We start from the raw sequence: 21,961 nt of genomic DNA, 5'->3' as shown, positions 1-21,961 counted from the left end.
ACGTCGCCCGCGACGGCCCGGAGGGTGCCCGGCCACGGCCGGGCATACCGTTGGTCGTGCCCCGACACAAAAAAAACTACGCGTTGTTTACGCGGCCCGGGCATGCGGGGCATCGCCCCGTTATGGCCCGCGCGCGCATCGTGTCGACACCGCGCCTCCGGGCGCTTTGTCGAGGTGTTCCATGACCATCCTGTTGCTCCGGCAGCCGTCGCCGGACCCGCTGCCGGTGCCGGCCCAGCTGGCCGGCCACGCCGTGCACTGCCAGGACTGCGCCACGCTGCCGGCGCTGCTGCAGTGCCTGCGCCAGGCCCGGGAAAGCCAGCCGGCGTGGGTGCTGATCGAGACCGGCGCCGCCGAGCCGGCGCAATGGGCCGCGCATGGCCGCGCGCTGTGCGCAGCGCTGGACGCGTTGCCGGCGCCGTATATCGAGATGGCGGCCAACGATGACGATGGGTTGGATGCGCACCTGCACCCGCTGCATGCGCCAGTGGCGCGGGTGGTGTGCAGCAGTGGCCGCGAGGATGCATGCCGGTTGTCGCTGGCGATTGCCGCGCGCCGGTTGCAGACCGTTGCAGGGAGTGCCTGAGCCATGTCGATCTTCATCATTCGTGGCCCGGAAACGAGCGGGCAATTGATCCGCACCGCGCAGCCGCTGCCGGCGCCCGTTCTGAAGGCGCTGGTGCACCGGGCGATCGATGCGGGTACCACGGTGGCAATCCGTGCGTGTGGGTCGGAGCAGGAGCTGCTGGATGCGTTGCGCGTGGCCGATCACAGCCGCGGCGAGGTCACACTGCTGGATCCGGGGGCGTGCGTGGGCAGTACGCGCTTGCAGCGGTTGTTGCCGCATCTGCATAACGTGTACGTGGAAGTGCATGACGATGATGCGGGCGCGCCGGAGGATTGCCTGCCGGCGGACGTGGGCCAGCGCATCGGCGTGGCGCACGGGTACTGCGCGCAGAGTTACATGCACGCGTTGGAGATCGCGTTGGATCACCTGGGATGCAGCGAGGTGGGATGTCGCGTGGGAACGTAGACGGTAGAGCCGACTGTTAGTCGGCTGCCGTTCGCGCGGCGATCGAACGTCCGTGGACCGCGCTTTGCCGACTAACAGTCGGCACTACCGGTTGGGCGACCGGCACCGGCAGGCCCCGGCACCGGCAGCCCCGGCACCGGCCGGCCCCGGCACCGGATATGCGAACGGCGGGGTTTCCCCCGCCGTTCGTTGTTACATCGGCCGCATTATTTCAGGCCGCGGTTGACCAGCAGCGGTTCGACCGACGGGTCCTTGCCGCGGAATTCGCGGTACAGGTCCGCCAGTTCCACGCTGTTGCCGCGCGAGAGGATCTTGTCGCGGAACACCTGGCCGTTTTCAGCGGTCAGGCCACCGTGTTCCTTGAACCACTCGAACGAGTCGTGGTCCAGCACTTCAGCCCAGAAGTAGGCGTAGTAACCGGCCGAGTAGCCGCCGCCCCAGATGTGGTCGAAATAGGTGGTGCGGTAACGCGGCGGCACCTGGGCCAGGTCGACCTTGTACTTCTTCAGCGCGGCCGCTTCAAACGGGGCGACGTCCTGCAGCTTGGCGTCGGCCGGCTGGGTGTGCCAGGCCAGGTCGAGCAGTGCGGCCGACAGGTACTCGGTGGTGGCGTAACCCTGGTTGAAGGTACGCGCCTTGAGGATCTTGTCGACCAGCGCCTGCGGCATCGGCTCGCCGGTCTTGTAGTTCTTGGCGTAGTTGGCGAACACCTTCGGGTCCAGCGCCCAGTGCTCGTTGAACTGCGAGGGGAACTCGACGAAATCGCGCGAGGTGCTGGTGCCGGCGATGGACGGGTACTTCACGTTCGAGAACATGCCGTGCAGCGCATGGCCGAACTCATGGAACATGGTAGTGACGTCGTCGAAGCTCAGCAGGGCCGGCTGGCCGGCGGCGGGCTTGGTGAAGTTGCAGACGTTGTAGACCACCGGCTTGGCGCCGGTCAGGCCGTTCTGCTCGACGAACACGTCCATCCACGCGCCACCGGACTTGCTGTCGCGCTTGAAGTAGTCGGTGTAGAACAGCGCCAGCGAGGTGCCGTCCTTGTCGAACACTTCATACACCTTCATGTCCGGGTGGTAGGTCGGAATGTCGGTACGCGGCTTGAAGGTGATGCCGTACAGCTGGGTGGCGGCGTAGAAGACGCCGTTCTGCAGCACGTTGTCCAGTTCGAAGTACGGCTTGATCTGCGATTCGTCCAGGTCGTACTGCGCCTTGCGCACCTGTTCGGCGTAGAAGTCCCAGTCCGATGCGGCCAGCTGGAAGCCACCCTTCTGCGCGTCGATCACCTTCTGCATCTCGGTGATTTCACCGCGTGCCTTGTTGGTGGCGGCCGGCACGGTGTCGGTGAGCAGCTTGAGCGCGGCGGCCGGGGTCTTGGCCATCTGGTCGGCCAGGCTGTAGGCGGCGTAGTTCTCGAAGCCGAGCAGCTTGGCCTTCTGCGCACGCAGCTGGGCCAGGCGCTGCACCGTTTCGCGGGTGTCGTTGCCATCGCCGCGCTCGGCGCGGGTTTCCGACGCCTTCAGCACGGCCGCACGCTGCTCGCGGTTGCTCAGCGAGGCCAGCACCGGCTGCTGGGTGGTGTTCTGCAGCGGCAGCAGGAACTTGCCTTCCAGGTTGCGGGCCTTGGCGTCGGCAGCGGCGGTGTTGATCTCATCCTCGCCCAGGCCGGCCAGGTTGGCCTTGTCGTCCACCACCACGGCAGCGGCGGCGGTCGCGGCGACCAGACGGGTATGGAACTGGGTGGCCAGCGTGGTTTCTTCCACGTTGAGCTTGCGCAGGGCGGCCTTGTCGGCGTCGTTCAGCTGCGCACCGGCGCGGACGAACTCCTGGTAATCGCGTTCGACCAGGCGGGTCTGCACCGGGTCCAGGCCCAGCGAGGCGCGCTGGTCGTAGATGGTCTTGATGCGCGCGAACAGCTTCGGGTCCAGGCTGATTTCATCCTGGTGTTCGGCCAGCTTCGGGGCGACTTCTTCCTGGATCTTCTGGCGCGCTTCGTTGGTATCGGCCTGCACCAGGCCGAAGAACACGCGCGACACGCGGTCCAGCGTTTCGCCGCTGCGCTCAAGTGCTTCGATGGTGTTGTCGAAGGTGGCCGGTTCGGCGTTGTCGGCGATCTTGCGCACTTCGGCCAGGTGCTGCTTCATGCCTTCGTTGAAGGCCGGCAGGTAGTCACTGTCCTTGATGCGGTCGAACGGCGGAGCCTGGAACGGCAGCGTGCTGGCGCTCAACAGGGGGTTGGTGGAGGCGTCGGCCGGCTGCTGCGCGGCGGGGGTCTGGGCGTCGGACACGGGGGTGGACTCCTTGCCGGAACAGGCCGCCAGCGCCAGGCTGATGGCGGCGGCCAAGATAACGGTACGCGACATGAAAACGGGCTCCTGGAATGAGGTGAAGCGGCACACAACCGCAGCCGGTCACCCTACTCCCATTGCCCGCGCCCGGCATGTGCCGGACGTGGCGCCTGGGCTTGCTTCAAACGGTGCCGCGGTTCTTGCCCTGCCAGGGGCGGTAATACTCACGGATGGCGGCCATGTCGGCCACGTCGTCGCCGGTGGAGTAGAACAGCGGGCCGATGCCGATGGTCTTTTCCGGATAGTGGAAATAGCAGGCCAGCACCGGCACGTCGGCCATGCGGGCGATCTTCAGGAACCCGGCCTTCCAGTGGGTCACCGCTTTGCGGGTGCCCTCGGGGGTGATCGCGTACCAGAGGCGGTCGGAGTTGCGCAGCAGGCTCACCGCCTGTTCCACGGTGCCCTGCGGCGAGCTGCGGTCCAGCGGGATCACCCCGAGGGTGCGCAGCAGCGGCGACAGCGGCCACCAGAACAGCGAGGCCTTGCCCAGCACCTTGACCTGCATGCCCAGCGCGATCTTGGCCGCCATGCCCCAGAAGCCGTCCCAGTTGGAAGAGTGCGGGGCGACGATGAAGACCAGCTTGGGCACGTCCGGGAAGGTGCCAGTGACTTTCCAGCCGCCCAGGCGCAGGGTGCAGCGTGCCAGCCAGCGCAGGAAGCGGTTCGGTTTGACCTGCGGCATGTTGGGCGGCACGGCCGGCAGCAGCGGACTTCGGTTGTTCAAGCAATCACTCCCAATTGCGTGTGGTGCGGCCGCGCTTGATCTGCGCGCGGCCCTTCTTTTCATCCAGCCGGCGCAGCTTGGAGCCATGCGAGGGCTTGGTGGCCACGCGCGGCTTGGGCACGCTGAGGCTGGCCTGGATGAAGGCGGCCAGGCGCTCGCGTGCATCGTCGCGGTTGCGGTCCTGGGTGCGGAAACGCTGGGCATCGATGACCAGCACGCCCTCGCCGGTCATGCGCCGGTCGCGCCGGGCCAGCAGGCGGGTGCGCAGCGGCTCGGGCAGCGAGGGCGAACCGGCCACGTCGAACCGCAGTTCAACGGCGCTGGAAACCTTGTTCACGTTCTGCCCGCCGGCCCCGCTGGCGCGCACGAAACGTTCGACGATCTCCGTGTCCGGAATCGCCAGGTGCGCGTTGATGGTGACAGGCCCGTTTCCCATGGGCGGCATTGTAAGGGCAGGATCGCCGCCTGAGGTGACCGCAATGTTCACCAATACCGCCGATAAGGGGCATAAAAGCCGGGTACGGGCCGGAACCGTCGGCACCGGACGCGGCAATGCAACGCGCGCACGGCTGCTTGACCGGATCGCAGGTATGCTCGGGCTTCCACGCAACGCAGGATGCACTTACATGATGTCGACCCGTTCGCCGGCCCGCCGTGGCCTGACCCGCCTGGCCCTGACCCTCGCGCTGGGCCTGGCCGCCATTGCCCCGGCGCTGGCCGCGCCGCCGTCGGACGCGGACATCAACCGCCTGCTGGCGGCGTCGCGCGCGCAGAGCATGCTGGACACCATGCTGCCGCAGATCGAGGCGATGCAGCGCCAGCAGTTCCAGCAGGTGGCCGAACAGCGCCAGCTGGATGAGGCCAAGAAGGCGCAGCTGCAGCGCATCGAGCAGCGCACCAACCAGACCATCCGCCAGGCGCTGTCGTGGCAGCAGCTGCGGCCGATGTACGTGGACCTCTACAAGAAGACCTTCAGCAAGGAAGACGTGCTGGCCATGGCCGAGTTCTACGAGAGCTCGGCCGGGCAGAGCCTGCTGGACAAGACCCCGGCGCTGATGCAGAACGTGATGGTGGCCATCCAGGACAAGATGCAGCCGCTGTTCGTGGACCTGCAGAAGGACCTGGAGGCGATCGTGAACGAAGGAAACGCGCCGGCGGCAGCCCCGGCTCCGGCCAAGTAAGGTCGAACGGTGTGGATGTGCGTGGGACACGCGTGGCGTGTCGCTACGCGGTTGGTCGGTGCGGGGTGATTGCAGACGGTGACGGGCTTGCCACGTAGTGACACGCCATGCGTGTCCTCGCGGCCCGAGACCCGCGCAACGCGTTACCAGCCAAACAGATCCATCGCCTTGCGGAACTCGCCATCCACCGGCGCGCTGACATCCATCAGCGTGCCGTCCGGATGCGGGAAACGCAGGCGTTCGGCGTGCAGCAGCATGCGGTGGATGCCCTGCATGCGGAAGCTGCGGTTGTGGCGGCCATCGCCGTGGCTGGTGTCGCCGATCAGGTGATGTGAGAGGTGCTTGAGGTGCCGGCGGATCTGGCGGAAGCGCCCGGTCTGCGGCTGGCAGCGCAGCAGCGCGTAGCGCGAGGTGGCGAACTCGCCCACCGGCACGCTGATCTCGCCCACGGCCACGCGCTGGAAATGGGTGATGGCGGGCTTCTTCACCGGCTTGCCGGGGCCGCCATCCAGGTCGTGGTCGACCGTGAACGCTTCTTCGGCCGGCCAGCCACGGCAGATGGCCAGGTAATCCTTGGTGACATCGCCGCCCATCAGCGATTTGCCCAGCACGCTGGCGCTTTCGCGGTCGAAGGCCAGCAGCAGGCAGCCGCTGGTGGCGCGGTCGAGGCGGTGGACCAGGAAGATCGGCTTGCCCAGCTGCTCGCGCAGGCGGTCGGCGAGGAAATCATCTTCGCCCCGGGCCAGCTTGCTGTCATGGACCATCAGCCCGGCCGGCTTGTTGACCACGGCCAGGCGCTCGTCCACGTGCAGCAGCTGCAGCGGCGGCAGCGCCACCGGCGCCTCGACCGTGGCGTCGGCGCACATCTCGATAGCGGTCACCGGCGCCACCAGGCGCTGGCCAGCGAGAACAACCCCGCTGCCCCGCTCACCCAGCTCCACACCGGCGCATCGCCGAAGTACCAGCCGCCCGGCTGCATGCCGTACAGCACCGCCGCCACGATCAGCAGGCCGACGCCGGCAATGGCGGCCACGGCGCGCTTCTGCAGCTTCTGCAGGTTGCTGTTGAGTGCCACCAGGTCCTGCGAGCGCATGGACAGCTCATGCCCGCCTTCCACCTGCTGGCGCAGCCAGGCGTGCACCAGGCGCGGCATGTCGGGGGTGTGGGTCATGATTTCCGGCAGGCGCTTGCGCAGTTCCTTGAACACGCGGCGCGGGCTGTAGCGTTCGCGCAGGATGCGTTCCAGCACCGGCCGCGCCACTGCCCAGATGTCCAGTTCCGGATCCAGCTGGCGGCCCACGCCTTCGATGTTGAGCAGCGTCTTCTGCAGCAGGATCAGCTGCGGCTGCAGGGTAAGTTCGTAACGCTGGGCCACGCGGAACAGCTTGATCAGCACTTCGGCCAGCGAGATCTGCGACAGCGGGCGGGTGAAGTACGGTTCGCATACCGAACGCGCGGCGGCTTCGAGTTCATCGATGCGCACGTTGTTGGGCATCCAGCCGGCTTCGACATGGAGCTCGGCCATGCGCCGGTAGTCCTTGTTGAAGATGGCCATGAAGTTTTCGGCCAGGTAGTACTGATCTTCCTCGGACAGCTGGCCCATGATGCCGAAATCCAGCGCGATGAAGCGCGGGTTGTCGCGGCGCGCCGGATCGACATCGACCCAGATGTTGCCGGCGTGCGCGTCGGCGTGGAAGAAGTTGTCGCGGAACACCTGCGTGTAGAACACGCGCACGCCCTTTGCCGCGAGCGCCTTGCGGTCGATCCCGGCCTTGTCCAGCGCGGCGATGTCATCCGACGGGATGCCCCACACCCGTTCCAGGGTGAGCGCGCGTTCGGCGGTGTGGCTCCAGACCACCTCGGGCACGTACAGGTCGTCCGAGTCCACCCAGTTGCGGCGCAGGACGCTGGCATTGGCGCCTTCGCGCTGCAGGTCCAGCTCGGCGGCCAGGGTGTTTTCGACTTCGGCCACCACTTCGCGCGGGCGGATCTTGTCGGCGCGCGGGTGGGTGCGTTCGACCAGCGCGGCGGCCGATTTGAGCAGTGCGATATCGGCGTCGATCTGCTTTTCGATATCCGGGCGCAGCACCTTGACCACCACCTGGCGGCCATCGGCCAGCGTGGCGGCGTGCACCTGGGCGATCGAGGCCGATGCCAGCGGTTCCAGCTCGAAACTGGCGAAGGCCTCACTGACCGGGCGGCCAAGCGCGGCTTCCACGATGCGCTGCGCGGTAGCGCCATCGAACGGTTTGACCCGGTCCTGCAGCAGCGTAAGTTCGTTGGCGATGTCGGCCGGGATCAGGTCGCGGCGGGTGGACAGGATCTGCCCGAACTTGACGAAGATCGGGCCGAGGTCCTGCAGCGCCAGGCGCAGGCGCGCGCCCCGCGACTGCACCGCGATGTCGGCCGAGGCGCGCGGCACGAACGGCTTGGCCAGGCGCAGCCAGCCTTCCAGCGGGGTGCCTTCGAGCAGGTCGTCGAGGCGGTAGCGCAGGATCACCCGACCAATGCGGCTTGCCCGGAACACCGCCTTCATGCGCGCACCTGGGCAAGGCGCTGCACGCGGGCGGCGATGCGTTCGACGTCGTCGCGCATCACATCCACATCGTCATGGAAGGCATCCAGTTCGGCTCGGGCTACCACGTCGCGCGACTCCTCGGTGACAAAATCGGCGGCGCTGTGCGCCAGGTCGGACGCGCCACGGCGCGCATGCTGCAGGGCCGAACGCAGGGCATTGGCGATCTGCACGCCCAGTACTTCACCGAACACCCGCACGAACGGCTGCTGCCAGTCCGGGTCGAAGCGGCTGGCCAGCTGCTGCAAACGGCGCGCCAGTTCGGCATCGCCGGACACTTTGACCCGCCCGGCCGGGGCGTCGCCGCCACGGCGTGCGTTGGCCAGGAACGGCAGCTGTGCCAGTACCCCGCCCAACGTGCTGCGCACGGCCAGGTCCGGTTCCTGCTGCGGGTCCACCGGGCCCACCGTGAGGCGCTCGCCCTCGACACCGATCCGCATCGCCAGCGCGGGCGATTCCAGGGTCAGGGCGATGTGGCGGCCATCCAGCGCGACCAGCGCGCGGCGGGTATCGGGATCCAGCGCCAGGGTGCGGTTGAGCGCGAGCTGCAGCGCATTGCCGGCCAGGGGCTTGAGGGAGGAGAGCAGGGAGCGTGCCATTGCGTCATTGTACCCGCCGCCTTGATGGGTAGAGCCACGCCCTGCGTGGCTGAACCATCGTCGGCCGCTCCAGCCACGCAGGGCGTGGCTCTACAATATCCCTCACACGCATGGCAGGAGCGGCAGCAGCATGGGCAGGATCCGGGTTGGCATCATTTTCGGCGGCCGTTCGGCCGAACACGAGGTCTCGCTGCAGTCGGCGAAAAACATCCTGGACGCGCTGGACAAGGAGCGTTTCGAGGTCACCCTGATCGGCATCGACAAGCAGGGACAGTGGCATGTGAGCGATCCGGACGGGTTCCTGCTGCACGCCGACGACCCGGCGCGGATCGCGTTGAACCGTTCCGGCCAGGGCGTGGCGGTGTTGCCCGGCGCCGAACGCCAGCAGCTGGTGCCGGCCACCCCGGCGGCCGCGCTGGCCCAGATCGACGTGGTATTCCCGATCGTGCACGGCACGCTGGGCGAGGACGGCTCGCTGCAGGGGCTGCTGCGCATGGCCAACCTGCCCTTCGTGGGCTCGGGCGTGCTGGGCTCGGCGGTGGCGATGGACAAGGATGTGGCCAAGCGCCTGCTGCGCGATGCCGGGCTGGCCGTGGCACCGTTCGCCTGCTTCACCCGGGCCACCGCAGGCGCAGCCGACTACGCCGCGCTGACCGCCCGGCTGGGCAGCCCCCTGTTCGTCAAACCCGCCAACCAGGGCTCGTCGGTGGGCGTGAGCAAGGTGCGCACGGCGCAGGAATTCCAGGACGCGCTGGCATTGGCACTGGATTACGACCACAAGGCACTTGTGGAAGCGGCCATCGACGGCCGCGAGATCGAATGCGCGGTGCTGGGCAACGCGTCGCCCGAGGCGAGCGTGTGCGGCGAGGTGGTGGTGCACGACGAGTTTTATTCGTACGACACCAAATACATCAGCGAAAACGGCGCCGATGTGGTGGTGCCGGCCGACATCAGCGCAGCCGACCAGCAGCGCATCCGCGAGATCGCGGTGCGCGCCTACCAGGCGTTGGACTGCGCGGGGCTGGCACGGGTGGATGTGTTCCTCACCCGCGGTGGCGAGGTGGTCATCAACGAGATCAACACCCTGCCCGGCTTCACCCGGATCAGCATGTATCCCAAGCTATGGGCGGCCAGCGGACTGGATTACACCGCGCTGATCACCCGGCTGCTGGAGCTGGCGCTGGAACGGCACGCCAGCGAGCGCGCGCTCCGCAGTTCGATCACCGGCACCTGAAGCAACGACGGCCCGGCGCTCTTGCGAGCGCCAGGCCGTCGGAGACTGCGCTGGATCCTGGTTGCCCGGAGAGAGGGGGCGTGCAGGATCCTGCGCTACTACCCTCGCTTACGGAACATCGAAATGATGGCCAGGATCAGGAACACCACAAACAGGATCCAGGCAATGTTGCTGGCAGCGCCGGCGATGCCGGAGAAGCCGAGCACCGCCGCAATGATGGCGATGACAAAAAAGATTACGGCGTAGTGCAGCATGTCGATCCTCGCGTCGTGCGTGCCGGATTGGCGTGCTGCCATCTTCACCAACCCCCGGTGTTCAGGAAGTGATGGATTCCTCGCCGCGCGATGAAGCCTTCAGCCTCGTGAGCCCTTCGTCAATGCTCACCTGCGGCACGTAGCCGAAGTCGCGCCGCGCAGGTTCCATGCTGTACCAGTGCGGCGTGCACAGCTGCTCGGCGAGGAAGCGGGTCATCGGCGGTTCGCCGCGCAGGCGCAGCAGCGGCCACAGCCGTTCGGCCACCGCGCCGATGCGGTAAGCGGTCTTGAAGCTGATCGATTTCTCCACCGGCGGCGCGCCCACCGCGGCCATCAGCTTGTTGAGCAGCTCGCGCATCGGCAGCGGTTCGCCGTTGGAGATGAAGTACGCCTTGCCGGCGCACGCCGCGCCCGGGGCCAGGTGTTCGAAGGCCAGGAAGTGGGCCAGCGCGGCATTGTCGATGTAGGTGGTGTCGACCAGGTTGCTGCCGTCGCCAACGAAGCGCAGGCGGCCGGCGCGCGCGCGTTCGGCCAGGCGCGGCACCAGCTGCTGGTCGCCCGGGCCCCAGATCAGGCGCGGGCGCAGTGCGACGGTGGCCAGGGTGGCGTCGTTGGCGGCCAGCACGTGCTGCTCTGCGATGGTCTTGGTGGCCGCGTACGGGGCCTGGAAGTTCTCGCCATACGGCACTTCATCGGCACCCAGGCCTTCCACCGGGTGGGTGGCGCGGTGGGTGACGCTGGGCGTGGAGGTGTACACCAGCGTGCGCACGCCGTGGCTGCGGCAGGCGGCGATGACGTTGTCGGTGCCGACCACGTTGGCCCGGTGGTAGCTCTCATAGCTGCCCCAAGCACCGGCCTTGGCGCCGTTGTGGAACACCGCATCCACCCCGGCCACCGCGTGGCGCACGGCGTCGGCGTCGGCCAGGTCGCCGCGGATCTGGCCCACGCCCATCGCGGCCAGCGGCGGGTAATCGCCGCGGTTGAAACTCAGGACCTCGTGGCCTCGCGCGACCAGGCCACGGCACAGCGCCTGGCCGAGGAAACCACCACCACCGGTGACAAGGATCTTCATGCGGGTTGTTCCATTCGGGTTGCCGCCCAGACCGCGAGCTTCTCGCGGCCGATCTTGGCGTTGTGGCGGATATCGACCGGGAAGCCGGGGTGCAGCAGGAAGCGTTCGATGCGCAGCGTGCCGGCATGCGCGGCCGCTTCATCGCGCAACCGCTGCTGCAGGGCCGGCGAATCGGCGCTGCCCGGCTGCAGTTCATAGCAGAGCACCGGCAGCTGCCGGCCAGCGGGGCCCACGCCGACCAGCGCGGTGCGCGCGATGCCGTTGAGTGCGTTGAACACCGGCTCCACCTGTTCGGTATACAGCGGGCCGTATGCGGTCTCCAGGCGCTGGGTCTTGCGCCCGCAGAACCACAAGCGGCCGTCGGCGTCGAAGTAGCCGACATCGCCCATGCGGTGCACCACGCGGGTGCTGCCGTCGGCGCGCGTTTCGGTGATCTTGGCCGCGGCGGTGGCCTGCGGGCGGTTGAAGTAGCTGTCGGTGGCGGTCGGGCCGGCCACGGTGATTTCACCCACCACGCCCTGGGCCACTTCGCGCGCCTGCGACCAGTGCGGCAGCGGGGCGTCGTCGATGGCGATGATGCGCACCTCGTTGGGCGCCACCACGCGGCCCACGCAGGTGCCGGCGCCGGCTTCGGTGGCCTGGCGGGTGCTTTCCAGCTCGCGGCCTTCGATCACTGCCACCGGCAGGCACTCGGTGGCGCCATACGGGGTCCAGAACTGGGCGTCGTCGGGCAACAGGCGGCGGATGCGGGCCACCACGTCCGGCGGCACCGGCGCGCCGGCCGAGGTCACCCGGCGCACGCCGGGCAGCGGCTGGCCGTGGTCGGCCAGCACCCGGATCAGTGCGGGCGAGCCGAACAGCTGGGTCACGCCGAAGCGGGCGATGGCGTCGTGCAGCCTGCGCGGGTCGGCCTTGGCCGGGCGCGTGGGGTCCATGTCCGGAATGACCGAGGTCAGCCCCAGCGCCGGGTCGAACAACGCGAACGGCGGGAAGGTGGGCAGGTCGACCCCGCCGGCCTCCATGCCGAATGCCGAGCGCAGCAGGTCCACCTGGCCGACGAAATGGCGGTGGCGGTAGACCACGCCCTTGGGCACGCCGGTGGAGCCGCTGGTGAACAGGATGGCGGCGACATCCTCGCCATCGGTGGCGGCCATCGGCTGCGGCTGGCGTGCGCCCTGCGCTTCCAGCTGGTCCAGGGTGGTGCCACCCCAGCCCCAGCGGCGGCCGACCGTGACCAGGCGCGTGGCGGACGGGCACCAGCGCAGCACCAGCCGCGCCACGTGGGCCAGGCCGATGCCGATGAAGGCTTCCGGCTGCGCCTCGCCCAGGCACTGCTTCAGCGCGCGCTTGTCGATGCCCGGGTCAACCAGTACCGGCACCGCGCCGTTCTTGAACAGCGCAAACATCAGCAGGAAGAACTCCGGGGAGGGCCGCACCATCACCACCGCGCGCACGCCGCGGCCGATGCCGTAGGCCGCCAAGCCGGCGGCCATGGCGTCGCTGCGGGCGTCCAGGGTGCGGTAATCGAGGGTCACGTCATAGCGCGCCATGCCCCCGGGGCCGGGCCGGCCGGGGCAGCGGATGGCGATCTGGTCGGGGCGTTCGCGGGCCAGTTCGGGCAGGCGCGCGGCGATGTTGATCGGGCTGTTCATCCGTTCATTGTCGCCGCTGCAGAAAATTCTTGCGCGGCGGCCGCAGGCGTGGAAAATTCGCCCCCTTCGCCTTTCCATCCCCCTGCCGCCCGAGGCGGCACGCCCATGTCCCATCCCTGCATGACGTGCGGCGCCTGCTGCACCCAGTACCGCGTGGCCTTCCACTGGATGGAATCGGACGAGGTCACCCCCGGCGGCGTGCCGCACCAGCTGACCGAGCCGCTCGACCCGCACCGCCTGTGCATGCGCGGCACCCATTCCAAGCCCGTGCGCTGCGTGGCGCTGGATGCGGAGATCGGGGTGTATTCACGCTGCAGCATCCACCCCAACCGCCCCAGCGTGTGCCGCGAGGTGGATGCGTCGTGGGAGTTCGGCAAGGCCAGCCCGCAGTGCGACAAGGCGCGGGCGATCCATGGGCTGCCGGCGCTGAGCCTGGAGAGCTGGGCCTGGCGGGATGGCGAGGGCAACGACGGCAATCGCGCCGCCTGAATGTGCGTGTGACGACCAACGGTCGTCACCTACCGCCTGCACCCGCCACGCCAACCCTCGGTAGGTGACGACCGTTGGTCGTCACGCCCGTCAAATCGGGTTCCGGTCCAGGAACGCGCGGATCTCCGGCACCAGCACCTCGTGCTTGTCTTCCAGCACGTAATGCCCGGCGTCCTCGAACGCGTGCACCTGCGCCTGCGGCAGCGCCGCCTGGAAGCCTGCCAGGAAGTGGTGGTCGAACACGAAATCGCGCAGGCCCCAGCCGATGAAGGCCGGGCGGTCGGCAAACGACGGCAGCGCCTTGCCGGCGCGTTCCAGCAGCGACCAGGCCTTGTCGGCCGGGCTCAGCGGAATGTCCTGCATGAAGCGGATGGTACTGATCCGGTTGGCATAGCTGTTGTACGGCGACACATAGGCACGGCGCACGTCGGCCGGCATCTTCCGCTCCACGCCCAGCCACGAGGCACCGGACGAGAACGCATTGAAGGTGCGGATGATCCACTCGCCGATCTTCCAGTGCCGGCCCAGCGCGATCTGCCACGGCATCTGCTTGGCCGCCGGCATCGGGAAGGCGGCGGTGTTGAGCACCACCAGGCGCTTGACCTGCGCATGGTGCGACAGCGCCCAGCCAAAGCCGATCATGCCGCCCCAGTCGTGCACGGCCAGGGTCACCGGGCCGGTAATGCCAAGGTGCGCCAGCAGCGCGTCCAGGTCGTCCACGCGCGACTGCAGGGTGTACTCGTAGTGCGCGTCATCGGGCTTGTCCGACAGGCCCATGCCGATGTGGTCGGGCACGATGCAGCGGTAGCGGTCCGACAGCCCGGCCACCAGCGTGCGCCAGTAGTAGCTCCACGACGGGTTGCCGTGGACCATCACCACCACCTCGCCATCGCGCGGGCCTTCGTCGAGGTAGCCCATCGTCAGGCCGGGGCGGACTTCGAAGCGCTGTGGATGGGCGGGATAACCGGGAAGCTTGGGCATGGAAGCGCACCTGTGGAAAGGGCCGGTAGAACCGGCCCTCGAGTATGGGAAGAACCGCGCGGCGGCGCTGAAGTGGCGGTTTACCAGACCACTTCGGCCATCGAGCAGTTCAGGCCCGAACCGATGCCGAGCAGCGCGATGCGGTCGCCCTTCTTGAGGCGGCCCAGCTCCTTGAGCTTGCTCAGGACGATCGGCACCGAGGCCGGACCGATGTTGCCGTGCTCACCGAAGATGGTCATCACCTTCTTCGGGTCGATGCCGAAGTTCTTGATGAAGGCGGCGGTGTGCGGCTGGCTGACCTGGTGGATGACGAACTGGTCCAGTTCCTCCACCGCCCAGCCCAGTGCTTCGCGGGCGGCCACGAAGGTCTTCTGGGCCAGCTTGATGCCTTCGATCAGCAGCATGCGGGTGTCGGTGACCATGCGGTCCAGGTTGCCGCGGCACAGCTGGTTCCACTCAGTGGCCGAACGGGTCACGCCACCGCGGTAGCGCGGCGCGTCGGGCACCAGTTCGGTGCGTGCCATGACCATGGCGGCAGCGCCACAGCCCAAGGTCAGGGCGGCCATCTCGTTGCGGAAGTCGTCGGCGGTCACGCCCGGCAGGGCCATGCGCTCGAGGGTCTTCTCGTAGACGAGGTTGGCGGTTTCGCCATCGACGATCAGCGCATAGTCGATCTCGCCGCGTTCAAGCATGCGCGCGGCGATGTCCATGCCGTTGATGAAGGCCAGGCAGGCATTGGCGACGTCGAAGGTCATGCACTGGTCGCTGACGCCCAGGTTGCCCGAGACGATGCTGGCCGTGGACGGCTCCAGGTAGTCGCGGCTGACCGAGGTGTTGACCAGCAGGCCGATCTTGTCAGCGCCGATGCCGGCGTCGTCCAGCGCCTTGCGGGCAGCCAGGGTCGCGGCGTCGGAGGCGAGCATGTCCGCGTCCCACAGGCGGCGGGCGTGGATGCCGGCGATATCGCCCAGCACGTCCGTACGGATGCCCAGGCGATCCAGCGTCGGCTGCAGACGTTCGTTGATTTCCTTGGACGTCAGCGTGTGCGGCGCGTCGATGTGCGCCAGGCCGGCGATCGATACATTCTTGAAGAGCATCAGTTAGCGCCAAGGCTCAGGCAAAGGGGGCGCTATTGTAAGCCCCCTTTGCCTTCACCGCACCTTTACGAATTCACGTCCGGGCGTATGGTTCCGGCCCGGACCTGACGGGTTCAGCGTGGCGGGCACTGGAAGGCAGCAAAACGCTGGCTGCCATCTGCCGGCAGGCCTGACGCCTGGACCGCATTTGCGCCGGCGCTGGGCGCCTCGTTGCGGGCCAGGGTTTCCAGCTCTTCCTGCACCCGCAGCGGGTTGCGGTTGTAGAAGCCGACCTTGTCCTTCACGGTGACCACCACCTCGCCCTTGGTGACGCAGCCGGTGGGAACCGGGCCGGACGGCAGCACGCGGACGGTCTTGCCCACCGGTTCGATCGGCACCCAGGTGCAGGCAGTGGCGCTGAGGGTCAGAACGGAAAGCAGCAGAAGGCGCATGGTGGGGACGCTCGTGAAGGTCATTGGGGCGATTCTGCCTGAACAGGCTGAATCGCGGGTGCACAGCCCCCGCGCAGCCGGGCAGGGCCCGGCGCTACGGGGGTGTGGCCGGGCCGGGCCCGGCGCCCTTATTTCACCGGCTTGCCATCGGCGTCGATGATGGTCACCTCGCCCAGGTTCAGCGCGCGCACCGGGGCTTCGGTCTGCTTCAGGTCGCCCACCACCACCCAGGTCAGGGTTTTTGGATCCAGCGTGGCGGCGGCCTGCTGGACCTGGGCCGGGGTCATCGCTTCGATCTCGGCCTTGCGCTTGAACACGTAGTCGTCCGGGCGCTGGTAGCGGACGATGCTGCTGATGGTGCCCAGCACCGCGCTGGCGGTCTCGTAGGCGCCCGGCAGGCTCAGGTTCTGGATGTTGCGGATGCGGGTGACCTCGGCCGGCGTGATGGTTTCGGCACCGGAGGCGAAGTCGGCGATTTCCTTCTGCATCTCCTTCATTGCCTCGGCGGTCTTGTCGATCTGGACCGGGGCCACGGCCATCCACGGGCGCTGGCCCAGAGTGCTGCTGGCCATGGTGCGGGCGCCGTAGGACCAGTGCTTCTCTTCGCGCAGGTTCATGTTCAGGCGCGAGGTGAAGTCGCCGCCGAGCACGCCGTTGGCGATATCGAAGCGCGTGGCACCGGCGTCCATGGTGGAGGGCACCACCTGGCCGGCGAACAGGTTGGCCTGCACCGCGCCGGGCTGGTCGATCAGGTACACGCGGGCCTTGGCCGGGCGCGCGACATCCACCGGGGCCTTGGCCTGCGGCGCCGGGGTACTGCTCTTCCAGTCGCCAAGCTGGCGCTCCAGCAGCGGCACGATTTCCTTCAGGGTGGTGTCACCGACCACGATCAGGGTGCCCTGCTCCGGGCGCAGCCAATCGCGGTGGAAGTCGACCAGGTCGGCGCGGGTCAGCGACTGGATGTCGGCTTCGTTGCCGCTGCCGGTGAACGGAATGGCGTACGGATGGCCAGCCCCATACAGCAGGGTGGGCAGGACCCGCATGGCCGAGGCGTTCGGGTTGACCTTCTCCTGCTGGATGCCGGCGATCCAGGTGGCCTTGACCCGGTCGATCTCGGCCTGGTCGAAGCGCGGCTGGCGCAGCATGTCCGCGTACAGGGCCAGCGACGGGGCCAGGTTTTCCTTCAGCGCCGACAGGTACACGGCGGCGCTGTCCAGGGTGGCCGATGCACCCAGGCTGGCGCCCAGTGCGTCGGCCGCATCGGCGAACGGCAGTGCGCCCAGCTTGCCGGCGCCCTCGCCCATCAGGTCCATGGTGAAGTTGGCGGTGCCGGACTTGCGGCCCTGGTCGGCGGTGAAACCACCGGGGAATTCATAGCTGAACTGCACCACCGGAATGTCATGGCGCTCGGCCAGGATCACCTGGGTGCCGTTCTTCAACGTGGCGCGGTGCAGCTGCGGGAACTTCAGTTCCGGGAAGGTCCTGGTCTGCGGCACGCCGGTGCTGCGGTCCACCACGGTCGGGCTGGTGCTGAACCTGGGGTCCACGCCCGGCACGGTGAACGGCTTGGGGGTGGCCGACGGCAGTTCCGGCAGAGCCACGCGTGCGCCCGGTTCCACCACCAGGGTGTGGTCGCCCACGCCCAGCCACTTGGCACCGGCCGCGCGCACGTCGGCGGCGCTGGCGGCGTCGATGTTGGCCAGCGAACGGCGGAAGCAGCCCGGGTCGCCTTCGAACACGGCGCACTCGGCCAGCGCGTCGGCCTTGCCGCCGAACCCGCCGATGCGTTCGATGCCACGGATGAAGCCAGCGCGGAACGCGGTCTTGCCGCGGCTCAGCTCATCGGCGGTGGGGCCGTCCTTGACCAGGCGGCGCACTTCCTCATCGATGATCGCTTCGACCTTGGCCGGGTCCACGCCCTGCTTGACGGTGGCCATGATCACGAAGTTGGACCCCAGCTGCGAGGTGTAGGCACCGGCGCTGATGTTGTCCACCAGCTTGTCCTGGTGCAGCAGGCGCTGGTCCAGGCGCGAGGACTTGGCCCCGCCCAGTACCTGCGCGAACAGCTGCAGCTGGTCGATGTCGGTGGTGCCGGTCTGGGCGACGTTCCAGACGCGGTAGATGCGCGCCTGCGGGACCTTGTCGGTCATGGTTTCGCGCGTGGATTTCTCGCGCTTGGCCACGTTGACCGCCGGCTGGGCCATGCTCGGGCCGGCCGGGATGTCGCAGAAGTAACGGGCGACCTTTTCCTTGGCGGTGGCCACGTCGATATCACCGGCCAGCACCAGCACCGCGTTGTTGGGGCCGTACCAGGTGCGGAACCAGTTCTTGACGTCGTCCAGCGAGGCCGCGTTGAGGTCGTTCATCGACCCGATCACGCCGTGGTGGTACGGGTGGCCTTCGGGGTACATGGAGCGGGTGAGCTTGTCCCACACCTGCCCGTAAGGCTGGTTCTCGCCCTGGCGCTTTTCGTTCTGCACCACGCCGCGCTGTTCGTCGAGCGCAGCCTGGTCGATCGCGCCGAGCAGGTGGCCCATGCGGTCCGATTCCATCCACAGCGCCATGTCCAGCGCGGTGGTGGGGACGTTCTCGAAGTAGTTGGTGCGGTCGGTGTTGGTGGTGCCGTTCTGGCCGGTCACGCCGACCTGCTTGAACGGTTCGAAGTATTCGCCGGCGTGGTTTTCGCTGCCCTGGAACATCAGGTGTTCGAACAGGTGCGCAAAGCCGGTGCGGCCGGCCGGTTCGTCCTTGCTGCCCACGTGGTACCAGATGTTCACCGCCACGATCGGCGCCTTGCGGTCGGTGTGCACCACCACGCGCAGGCCGTTGGGCAGGGTGAACTCTTCAAACGGAATGTCGACCTTGGCGACCTGTGCCGGCCTTGCCATCACCGGGGCCGGGGCGAAGCTGCCCAGGGCGGCGGAAAGCGCTACAGCCAGCAGCGCGGCACGCGGTCGAAGTTGGGAGGTCATTCCGTTTCCTTGGTCATGAAAGTGAAGGGAGATGCTAGCCCGGGACTACGGGTGAAGGCATCGGCCAACAGTCACTCCCTTTGTCAGGGAACTTTCCGGGCGCGCCGCTGACCGCCACGGCGCCTTCTGCCGCCACCTGAACCCCTGTCCGGACAGTCGCGCAGCCCTGGATCGGACAGGTGTCCGGACAGCGGACACTCTGTGCGCCCGACAAAACGCTTTCAAATCAACGACTAAAAGTTGGCACGGGGCCTGCTTACACCCAAGTGCGGAAAGGACGCGATCAAACCAAAGCTGACTGATCGCTGAACACAACACGGAATCTGAAAATTTCTCTTGCACTCCCAGATTCGGTGTACTACCTTACTACTACACCACTGCTCACCAACACTAAACAGGCCCCGTCATGAACACCAAGACCATCGCAATTGCCATCGCCCTCGCTGCCGGCTCCGCGTTTGTTTCGAACGTGCATGCCGCTTCCGCCATCACCACCCTGCCGACCGTGCAGGTCCGCCCCGCCGCCGACCAGCTGGCCCAGGCCGAAGTCGAACGCACCAGCAGCATCCCGACCCTGGCGCTGGTGGAAGTCCGTCCGACCGCCGGCCAGATCGCCGAATACCGTGCCGAACTGGCCAACAGCCAGCGCGTCACCACCCTGGCCGCCGTTGAGGTCCGCCCGACCGCCGAACAGCGCGAAGCCCTGGCTGCCGAGCAGGACACCCGCAGCACCGATTACATGGGTGCCCTGGCCTCGGCCGCCGGCACGATCGCCCGCGATGTGATCATCAACCTGCCGACCCTGCAGGTGCGCCCGTCGCCGAACGACCTGCAGGCCTTCGCAGTTCGCTGAAGCGTACCGACCAACGGTCGGTACCTACCGTAGGGGTGCATGCCGTTTGATTTGTCCGTACATCGAGGTCGCGGCGTAAAATGCACGAATGACCGCCAACCCTACGTTCCATGTTGTGTTGTTCCAGCCGGAAATTCCCCCGAATACCGGCAATGTGATCCGGCTCTGCGCCAACACCGGCGCGCGACTGCACCTGATCGAGCCGCTCGGTTTCGACCTGAGCGACAAGCAGCTCAAGCGCGCCGGCCTGGATTACCACGAATACGCTCGACTGCAGGTGCATCCGGACCTGGATACCGCCCTGCAGGTGATCGCGCCCAAGCGCCTGTTCGCCCTGAGTACCCGCGGCAGCGTGCGTTATGACACCCAGCAGTTCGAAGATGGCGATGCGTTCCTGTTCGGCCCGGAAACCCGTGGCCTGCCGCAGGACGTGCTGGATGCGTTGCCGCACGGCCGCCGCCTGCGCCTGCCGATGCAGCCGGACAACCGCAGCCTCAACCTGTCCAACACGGTCGCCGTGGTGATGTACGAAGCGTGGCGCCAGAGCGGATTCGCCGGCGGCGCTTAGAACGCGTTGATGCCGGTCAGTTCGCGCCCGATCACAAGCTGGTGCACGGTTTCGGTGCCCTCATAGGTGATCACCGATTCCAGGTTCAACGCATGCCGGATCGCCACGTGTTCGGTGGTGATGCCGGCGCCGCCGAGCAGGCCGCGGCACTCCCGGGCGATGTCGATCGCCATGCGGCAGTTGTTCCACTTGGCCAGGCTGACCTGCTGCGGCTGCAGCTGGCCGGCATCCTTCAACCGCCCCAGCTGCAGTGACAGCAGCTGCGCGGTGGTGATGCGCCGGGCCATGTCGGCGAGTTTGATCTGGGCGCTCTGGGTGGCCGCCACCGGGCGTCCGAACAACACGCGTTCCTTGGTGTAGTTCAACGCCTCGTCCAGGCAGGCCACGGCCGCGCCGATCGGGCCCCAGCTGATGCCGTAGCGGGCCTGGTTGAGGCAGCCCAGCGGGCCTTTCAGGCCCTGCACGTTGGGCAGCCGGTTGCGTTCGGGCACGCGCACGTTGTCGAAGAACAGCGCGCCGGTGAGCGAGGCGCGCAGGCTCATCTTGTGCTTGATTTCCTGGGTGGTGAACCCGGCCATGCCCTTTTCCAGCACGAACCCCTGGATGCCGTCTTCGGTATGCGCCCAGACGATGGCGATATCGGCCACCGGGCCGCTGGTGATCCACATCTTGCTGCCGTTGATCACCCAGTCGCCGCCGTCGCGCACCGCGCGGGTCTTCATCGCGGCCGGGTCGGAACCGCCGTGGGCTTCGGTCAGGCCGAAGCAGCCGATCACCCGGCCGGCCGCCATGTCCGGCAGCCAGCGCAGGCGCTGGTCTTCGCTGCCGTAGGCGAAGATCGGGTACATGCACAGCGAGCTCTGCACTGAAACGAAACTGCGCAGGCCCGAGTCACCGCGTTCCAGTTCCTGGCAGATCAGGCCGTAGCTGACCGCGTTGAGGCCGCCCCCGCCGTATTGTTCCGGCAGGCTGGAGCCGAGCAGGCCAAGCGAGGCGATTTCGGGAATGAGTTCATCCGGGAAGCGGCCCTCGTCAAACGCGTCGCCGATGATCGGCAGCACGCGTTCGTCGGTGAAACGCGCCACCGTGGCCTGCACTGCGCGCTCCTCTTCGGTGAGCAGCGAGCGGACATCGAACAGATCGTACGGATTGAGGGCCATGGGCGGCGGCGTCGCAGGGCAGTGACAGGACCCCCATTGTGATGCCTGGCCCGGGACCGGCCAAGGCACGCCGCACCACGCCGGTACAATGGCGACCTCCTCCCGCAGAGATCTCCGCCCATGCAGATCCGCAGCGAGCGTCCCGGCGAGGCCGACGCCATTCATGCCCTCACCCGCGCAGCGTTCGTCGATGCGCCGCACAGCAGCCACACCGAGCAGTACATCGTGGATGCGCTGCGCCGCGAAGGTGCGCTGGCGGTCTCCCTGGTGGCCGAAGACGCCGATGGCATCGTCGGGCATGTGGCGCTGTCAAAGGTGCAGCTCAGTGATGGCAGCCCGGGCTGGTATGGGCTGGGGCCGATTTCGGTGGCACCGGGGCGGCAGGGGCAGGGTGTGGGGAGCGCGTTGATGCGGGCAGCAGTGGAGACACTGCGGGCGCGCGGTGCGGCCGGTTGCGTGCTGCTGGGGGATCCGGCGTATTACGGCCGGTTCGGGTTCCGGGCCGAACCGCGCCTGCGGTTGCCCGGGGTGCCGGCGGCGTATTTCCATTCGCTGCGGCTGCACGGTGGGTGTCCGGATGCCGAGGTGGAGTATCACGCGGCGTTCGGGGCCGCGAGCTGACGTGCTGTCCGCAATCCCCGTACGATCACCGCCCGTGCTGGATTGATGCGACGCACCATATGACAGCGAATGTCGGCGAACTAGGCGGAAACGCCGCGTGCCGCTACCCTGATGGCT

Annotated in this window: 22 protein-coding genes; 8 read left to right on the top strand and 14 right to left on the bottom strand. The window is 67.7% G+C overall.

Annotated features, from left to right (window positions below; genetic code table 11):
- Positions 1-181: 181 nt before the first annotated feature.
- A complete protein-coding gene (locus tag KVS69_RS08045; protein ID WP_217537688.1) occupies positions 182-586 on the top strand; it encodes a hypothetical protein in 405 nt (134 codons plus the stop codon).
- Positions 587-589: 3 nt separating this feature from the next.
- Positions 590-1,033, top strand: a complete 444-nt coding sequence (locus tag KVS69_RS08040) for a 3-dehydroquinate dehydratase (RefSeq protein WP_217537687.1) — start codon at positions 590-592, stop codon at positions 1,031-1,033.
- A 206-nt stretch (positions 1,034-1,239) separates the two neighbouring features.
- Here KVS69_RS08040 and dcp read toward each other — a convergent pair whose 3' ends face one another.
- From dcp to arfB, 3 genes are all read right to left on the bottom strand, one after another.
- Positions 1,240-3,396 (bottom strand): peptidyl-dipeptidase Dcp, encoded by a 2,157-nt coding sequence (gene dcp, locus KVS69_RS08035; RefSeq protein ID WP_093535183.1) that lies wholly within the window; start codon positions 3,394-3,396, stop codon positions 1,240-1,242.
- Positions 3,397-3,502: 106 nt separating this feature from the next.
- A complete protein-coding gene (locus KVS69_RS08030) occupies positions 3,503-4,063 on the bottom strand; it encodes a lysophospholipid acyltransferase family protein (protein WP_254622084.1) in 561 nt (186 codons plus the stop codon).
- A 46-nt stretch (positions 4,064-4,109) separates the two neighbouring features.
- Entirely contained in the window at positions 4,110-4,541 is a 432-nt protein-coding gene (gene arfB / locus KVS69_RS08025) for an alternative ribosome rescue aminoacyl-tRNA hydrolase ArfB (RefSeq protein WP_093535185.1), read from the bottom strand.
- Positions 4,542-4,731: 190 nt separating this feature from the next.
- On the opposite strand from arfB, the gene KVS69_RS08020 reads away from it, so the two are divergent.
- Positions 4,732-5,286, top strand: a complete 555-nt coding sequence (locus tag KVS69_RS08020; RefSeq protein WP_217537686.1) for a DUF2059 domain-containing protein — start codon at positions 4,732-4,734, stop codon at positions 5,284-5,286.
- Positions 5,287-5,429: 143 nt separating this feature from the next.
- On the opposite strand, the gene KVS69_RS08015 is transcribed toward KVS69_RS08020, so the two are convergent.
- Genes KVS69_RS08015 through KVS69_RS08005 form a run of 3 tightly spaced genes read right to left on the bottom strand, consistent with a single transcriptional unit; the run spans position 5,430 to position 8,460 of the window.
- Entirely contained in the window at positions 5,430-6,152 is a 723-nt protein-coding gene (locus KVS69_RS08015; protein ID WP_217537716.1) for a pseudouridine synthase, read from the bottom strand.
- 11 nt (positions 6,153-6,163) lie between these two features.
- Positions 6,164-7,822, bottom strand: a complete 1,659-nt coding sequence (gene ubiB / locus KVS69_RS08010; RefSeq protein ID WP_068848346.1) for a ubiquinone biosynthesis regulatory protein kinase UbiB — start codon at positions 7,820-7,822, stop codon at positions 6,164-6,166.
- Positions 7,819-8,460, bottom strand: coding sequence for an SCP2 sterol-binding domain-containing protein (locus KVS69_RS08005; protein ID WP_068848343.1), 642 nt, complete (start codon positions 8,458-8,460; stop codon positions 7,819-7,821). Before KVS69_RS08005 ends, ubiB begins: the two co-directional genes overlap by 4 nt.
- 130 nt (positions 8,461-8,590) lie before the next feature.
- Here KVS69_RS08005 and ddlA point away from each other — a divergent pair, with 130 nt between their 5' ends.
- Complete coding sequence (gene ddlA, locus KVS69_RS08000) at positions 8,591-9,694, top strand: D-alanine--D-alanine ligase (RefSeq protein WP_217537685.1); 1,104 nt, start codon at positions 8,591-8,593, stop codon at positions 9,692-9,694.
- 98 nt (positions 9,695-9,792) lie between these two features.
- Here ddlA and KVS69_RS07995 read toward each other — a convergent pair whose 3' ends face one another.
- From KVS69_RS07995 to oleC, 3 genes are all read right to left on the bottom strand, one after another.
- A complete protein-coding gene (locus tag KVS69_RS07995) occupies positions 9,793-9,948 on the bottom strand; it encodes a DUF1328 domain-containing protein (RefSeq protein ID WP_068854496.1) in 156 nt (51 codons plus the stop codon).
- A 61-nt stretch (positions 9,949-10,009) separates the two neighbouring features.
- Positions 10,010-11,020, bottom strand: coding sequence for a 2-alkyl-3-oxoalkanoate reductase (oleD, locus tag KVS69_RS07990; RefSeq protein WP_210133008.1), 1,011 nt, complete (start codon positions 11,018-11,020; stop codon positions 10,010-10,012).
- Positions 11,017-12,672 carry an olefin beta-lactone synthetase gene (gene oleC / locus KVS69_RS07985; protein ID WP_217537684.1) on the bottom strand — a complete coding sequence of 552 codons (1,656 nt, stop codon included), beginning with the start codon at positions 12,670-12,672 and terminating at the stop codon, positions 11,017-11,019. The genes oleD and oleC overlap by 4 nt, the downstream gene beginning before the upstream one ends.
- Positions 12,673-12,777: 105 nt before the next feature.
- On the opposite strand from oleC, the gene KVS69_RS07980 reads away from it, so the two are divergent.
- Positions 12,778-13,161: a YkgJ family cysteine cluster protein gene (locus tag KVS69_RS07980; protein ID WP_093535195.1), complete on the top strand. Its 384-nt coding sequence runs from the start codon at positions 12,778-12,780 to the stop codon at positions 13,159-13,161.
- Positions 13,162-13,251: 90 nt separating this feature from the next.
- Here the strand turns inward: KVS69_RS07980 and KVS69_RS07975 are convergent, their stop codons facing one another.
- The 4 genes from KVS69_RS07975 to KVS69_RS07960 all read right to left on the bottom strand — a co-directional run bounded on the left by KVS69_RS07975 (position 13,252) and on the right by KVS69_RS07960 (position 18,642).
- A complete protein-coding gene (locus tag KVS69_RS07975; RefSeq protein WP_093535197.1) occupies positions 13,252-14,142 on the bottom strand; it encodes an alpha/beta fold hydrolase in 891 nt (296 codons plus the stop codon).
- 80 nt (positions 14,143-14,222) lie between these two features.
- Positions 14,223-15,239 carry a 3-oxoacyl-ACP synthase III gene (locus tag KVS69_RS07970; protein WP_068848332.1) on the bottom strand — a complete coding sequence of 339 codons (1,017 nt, stop codon included), beginning with the start codon at positions 15,237-15,239 and terminating at the stop codon, positions 14,223-14,225.
- 113 nt (positions 15,240-15,352) lie between these two features.
- Positions 15,353-15,670, bottom strand: a complete 318-nt coding sequence (locus KVS69_RS07965) for a DUF4156 domain-containing protein (protein ID WP_093535545.1) — start codon at positions 15,668-15,670, stop codon at positions 15,353-15,355.
- Between the two features lie 128 nt (positions 15,671-15,798).
- Positions 15,799-18,642, bottom strand: a complete 2,844-nt coding sequence (locus KVS69_RS07960) for a pitrilysin family protein (RefSeq protein WP_217537683.1) — start codon at positions 18,640-18,642, stop codon at positions 15,799-15,801.
- Positions 18,643-19,048: 406 nt separating this feature from the next.
- Here KVS69_RS07960 and KVS69_RS07955 point away from each other — a divergent pair, with 406 nt between their 5' ends.
- Both KVS69_RS07955 and trmL read left to right on the top strand, forming a co-directional pair.
- On the top strand, positions 19,049-19,495 hold the full coding sequence (locus KVS69_RS07955; protein WP_217537682.1) for a hypothetical protein: 447 nt from the start codon (positions 19,049-19,051) through the stop codon (positions 19,493-19,495).
- Between the two features lie 88 nt (positions 19,496-19,583).
- A complete protein-coding gene (gene trmL / locus KVS69_RS07950) occupies positions 19,584-20,063 on the top strand; it encodes a tRNA (uridine(34)/cytosine(34)/5-carboxymethylaminomethyluridine(34)-2'-O)-methyltransferase TrmL (RefSeq protein WP_095362500.1) in 480 nt (159 codons plus the stop codon).
- Here the strand turns inward: trmL and KVS69_RS07945 are convergent.
- Positions 20,060-21,223 (bottom strand): acyl-CoA dehydrogenase family protein, encoded by a 1,164-nt coding sequence (locus tag KVS69_RS07945; protein ID WP_217537681.1) that lies wholly within the window; start codon positions 21,221-21,223, stop codon positions 20,060-20,062. The genes trmL and KVS69_RS07945 overlap by 4 nt on opposite strands.
- Positions 21,224-21,343: 120 nt before the next feature.
- Between KVS69_RS07945 and KVS69_RS07940 the strand changes: the two genes are divergently transcribed.
- Entirely contained in the window at positions 21,344-21,844 is a 501-nt protein-coding gene (locus KVS69_RS07940) for an N-acetyltransferase (RefSeq protein ID WP_217537680.1), read from the top strand.
- The last annotated feature ends 117 nt before the right edge of the window (positions 21,845-21,961 follow it).

Origin of the sequence: Stenotrophomonas sp. GbtcB23, assembly GCF_019091045.1 — a bacterium.
Lineage (GTDB): Bacteria > Pseudomonadota > Gammaproteobacteria > Xanthomonadales > Xanthomonadaceae > Stenotrophomonas > Stenotrophomonas rhizophila_A.
The sequence above is the reverse complement of the archived record's forward strand: the minus strand, read 5'-3'. Positions and strand labels throughout refer to the sequence as shown.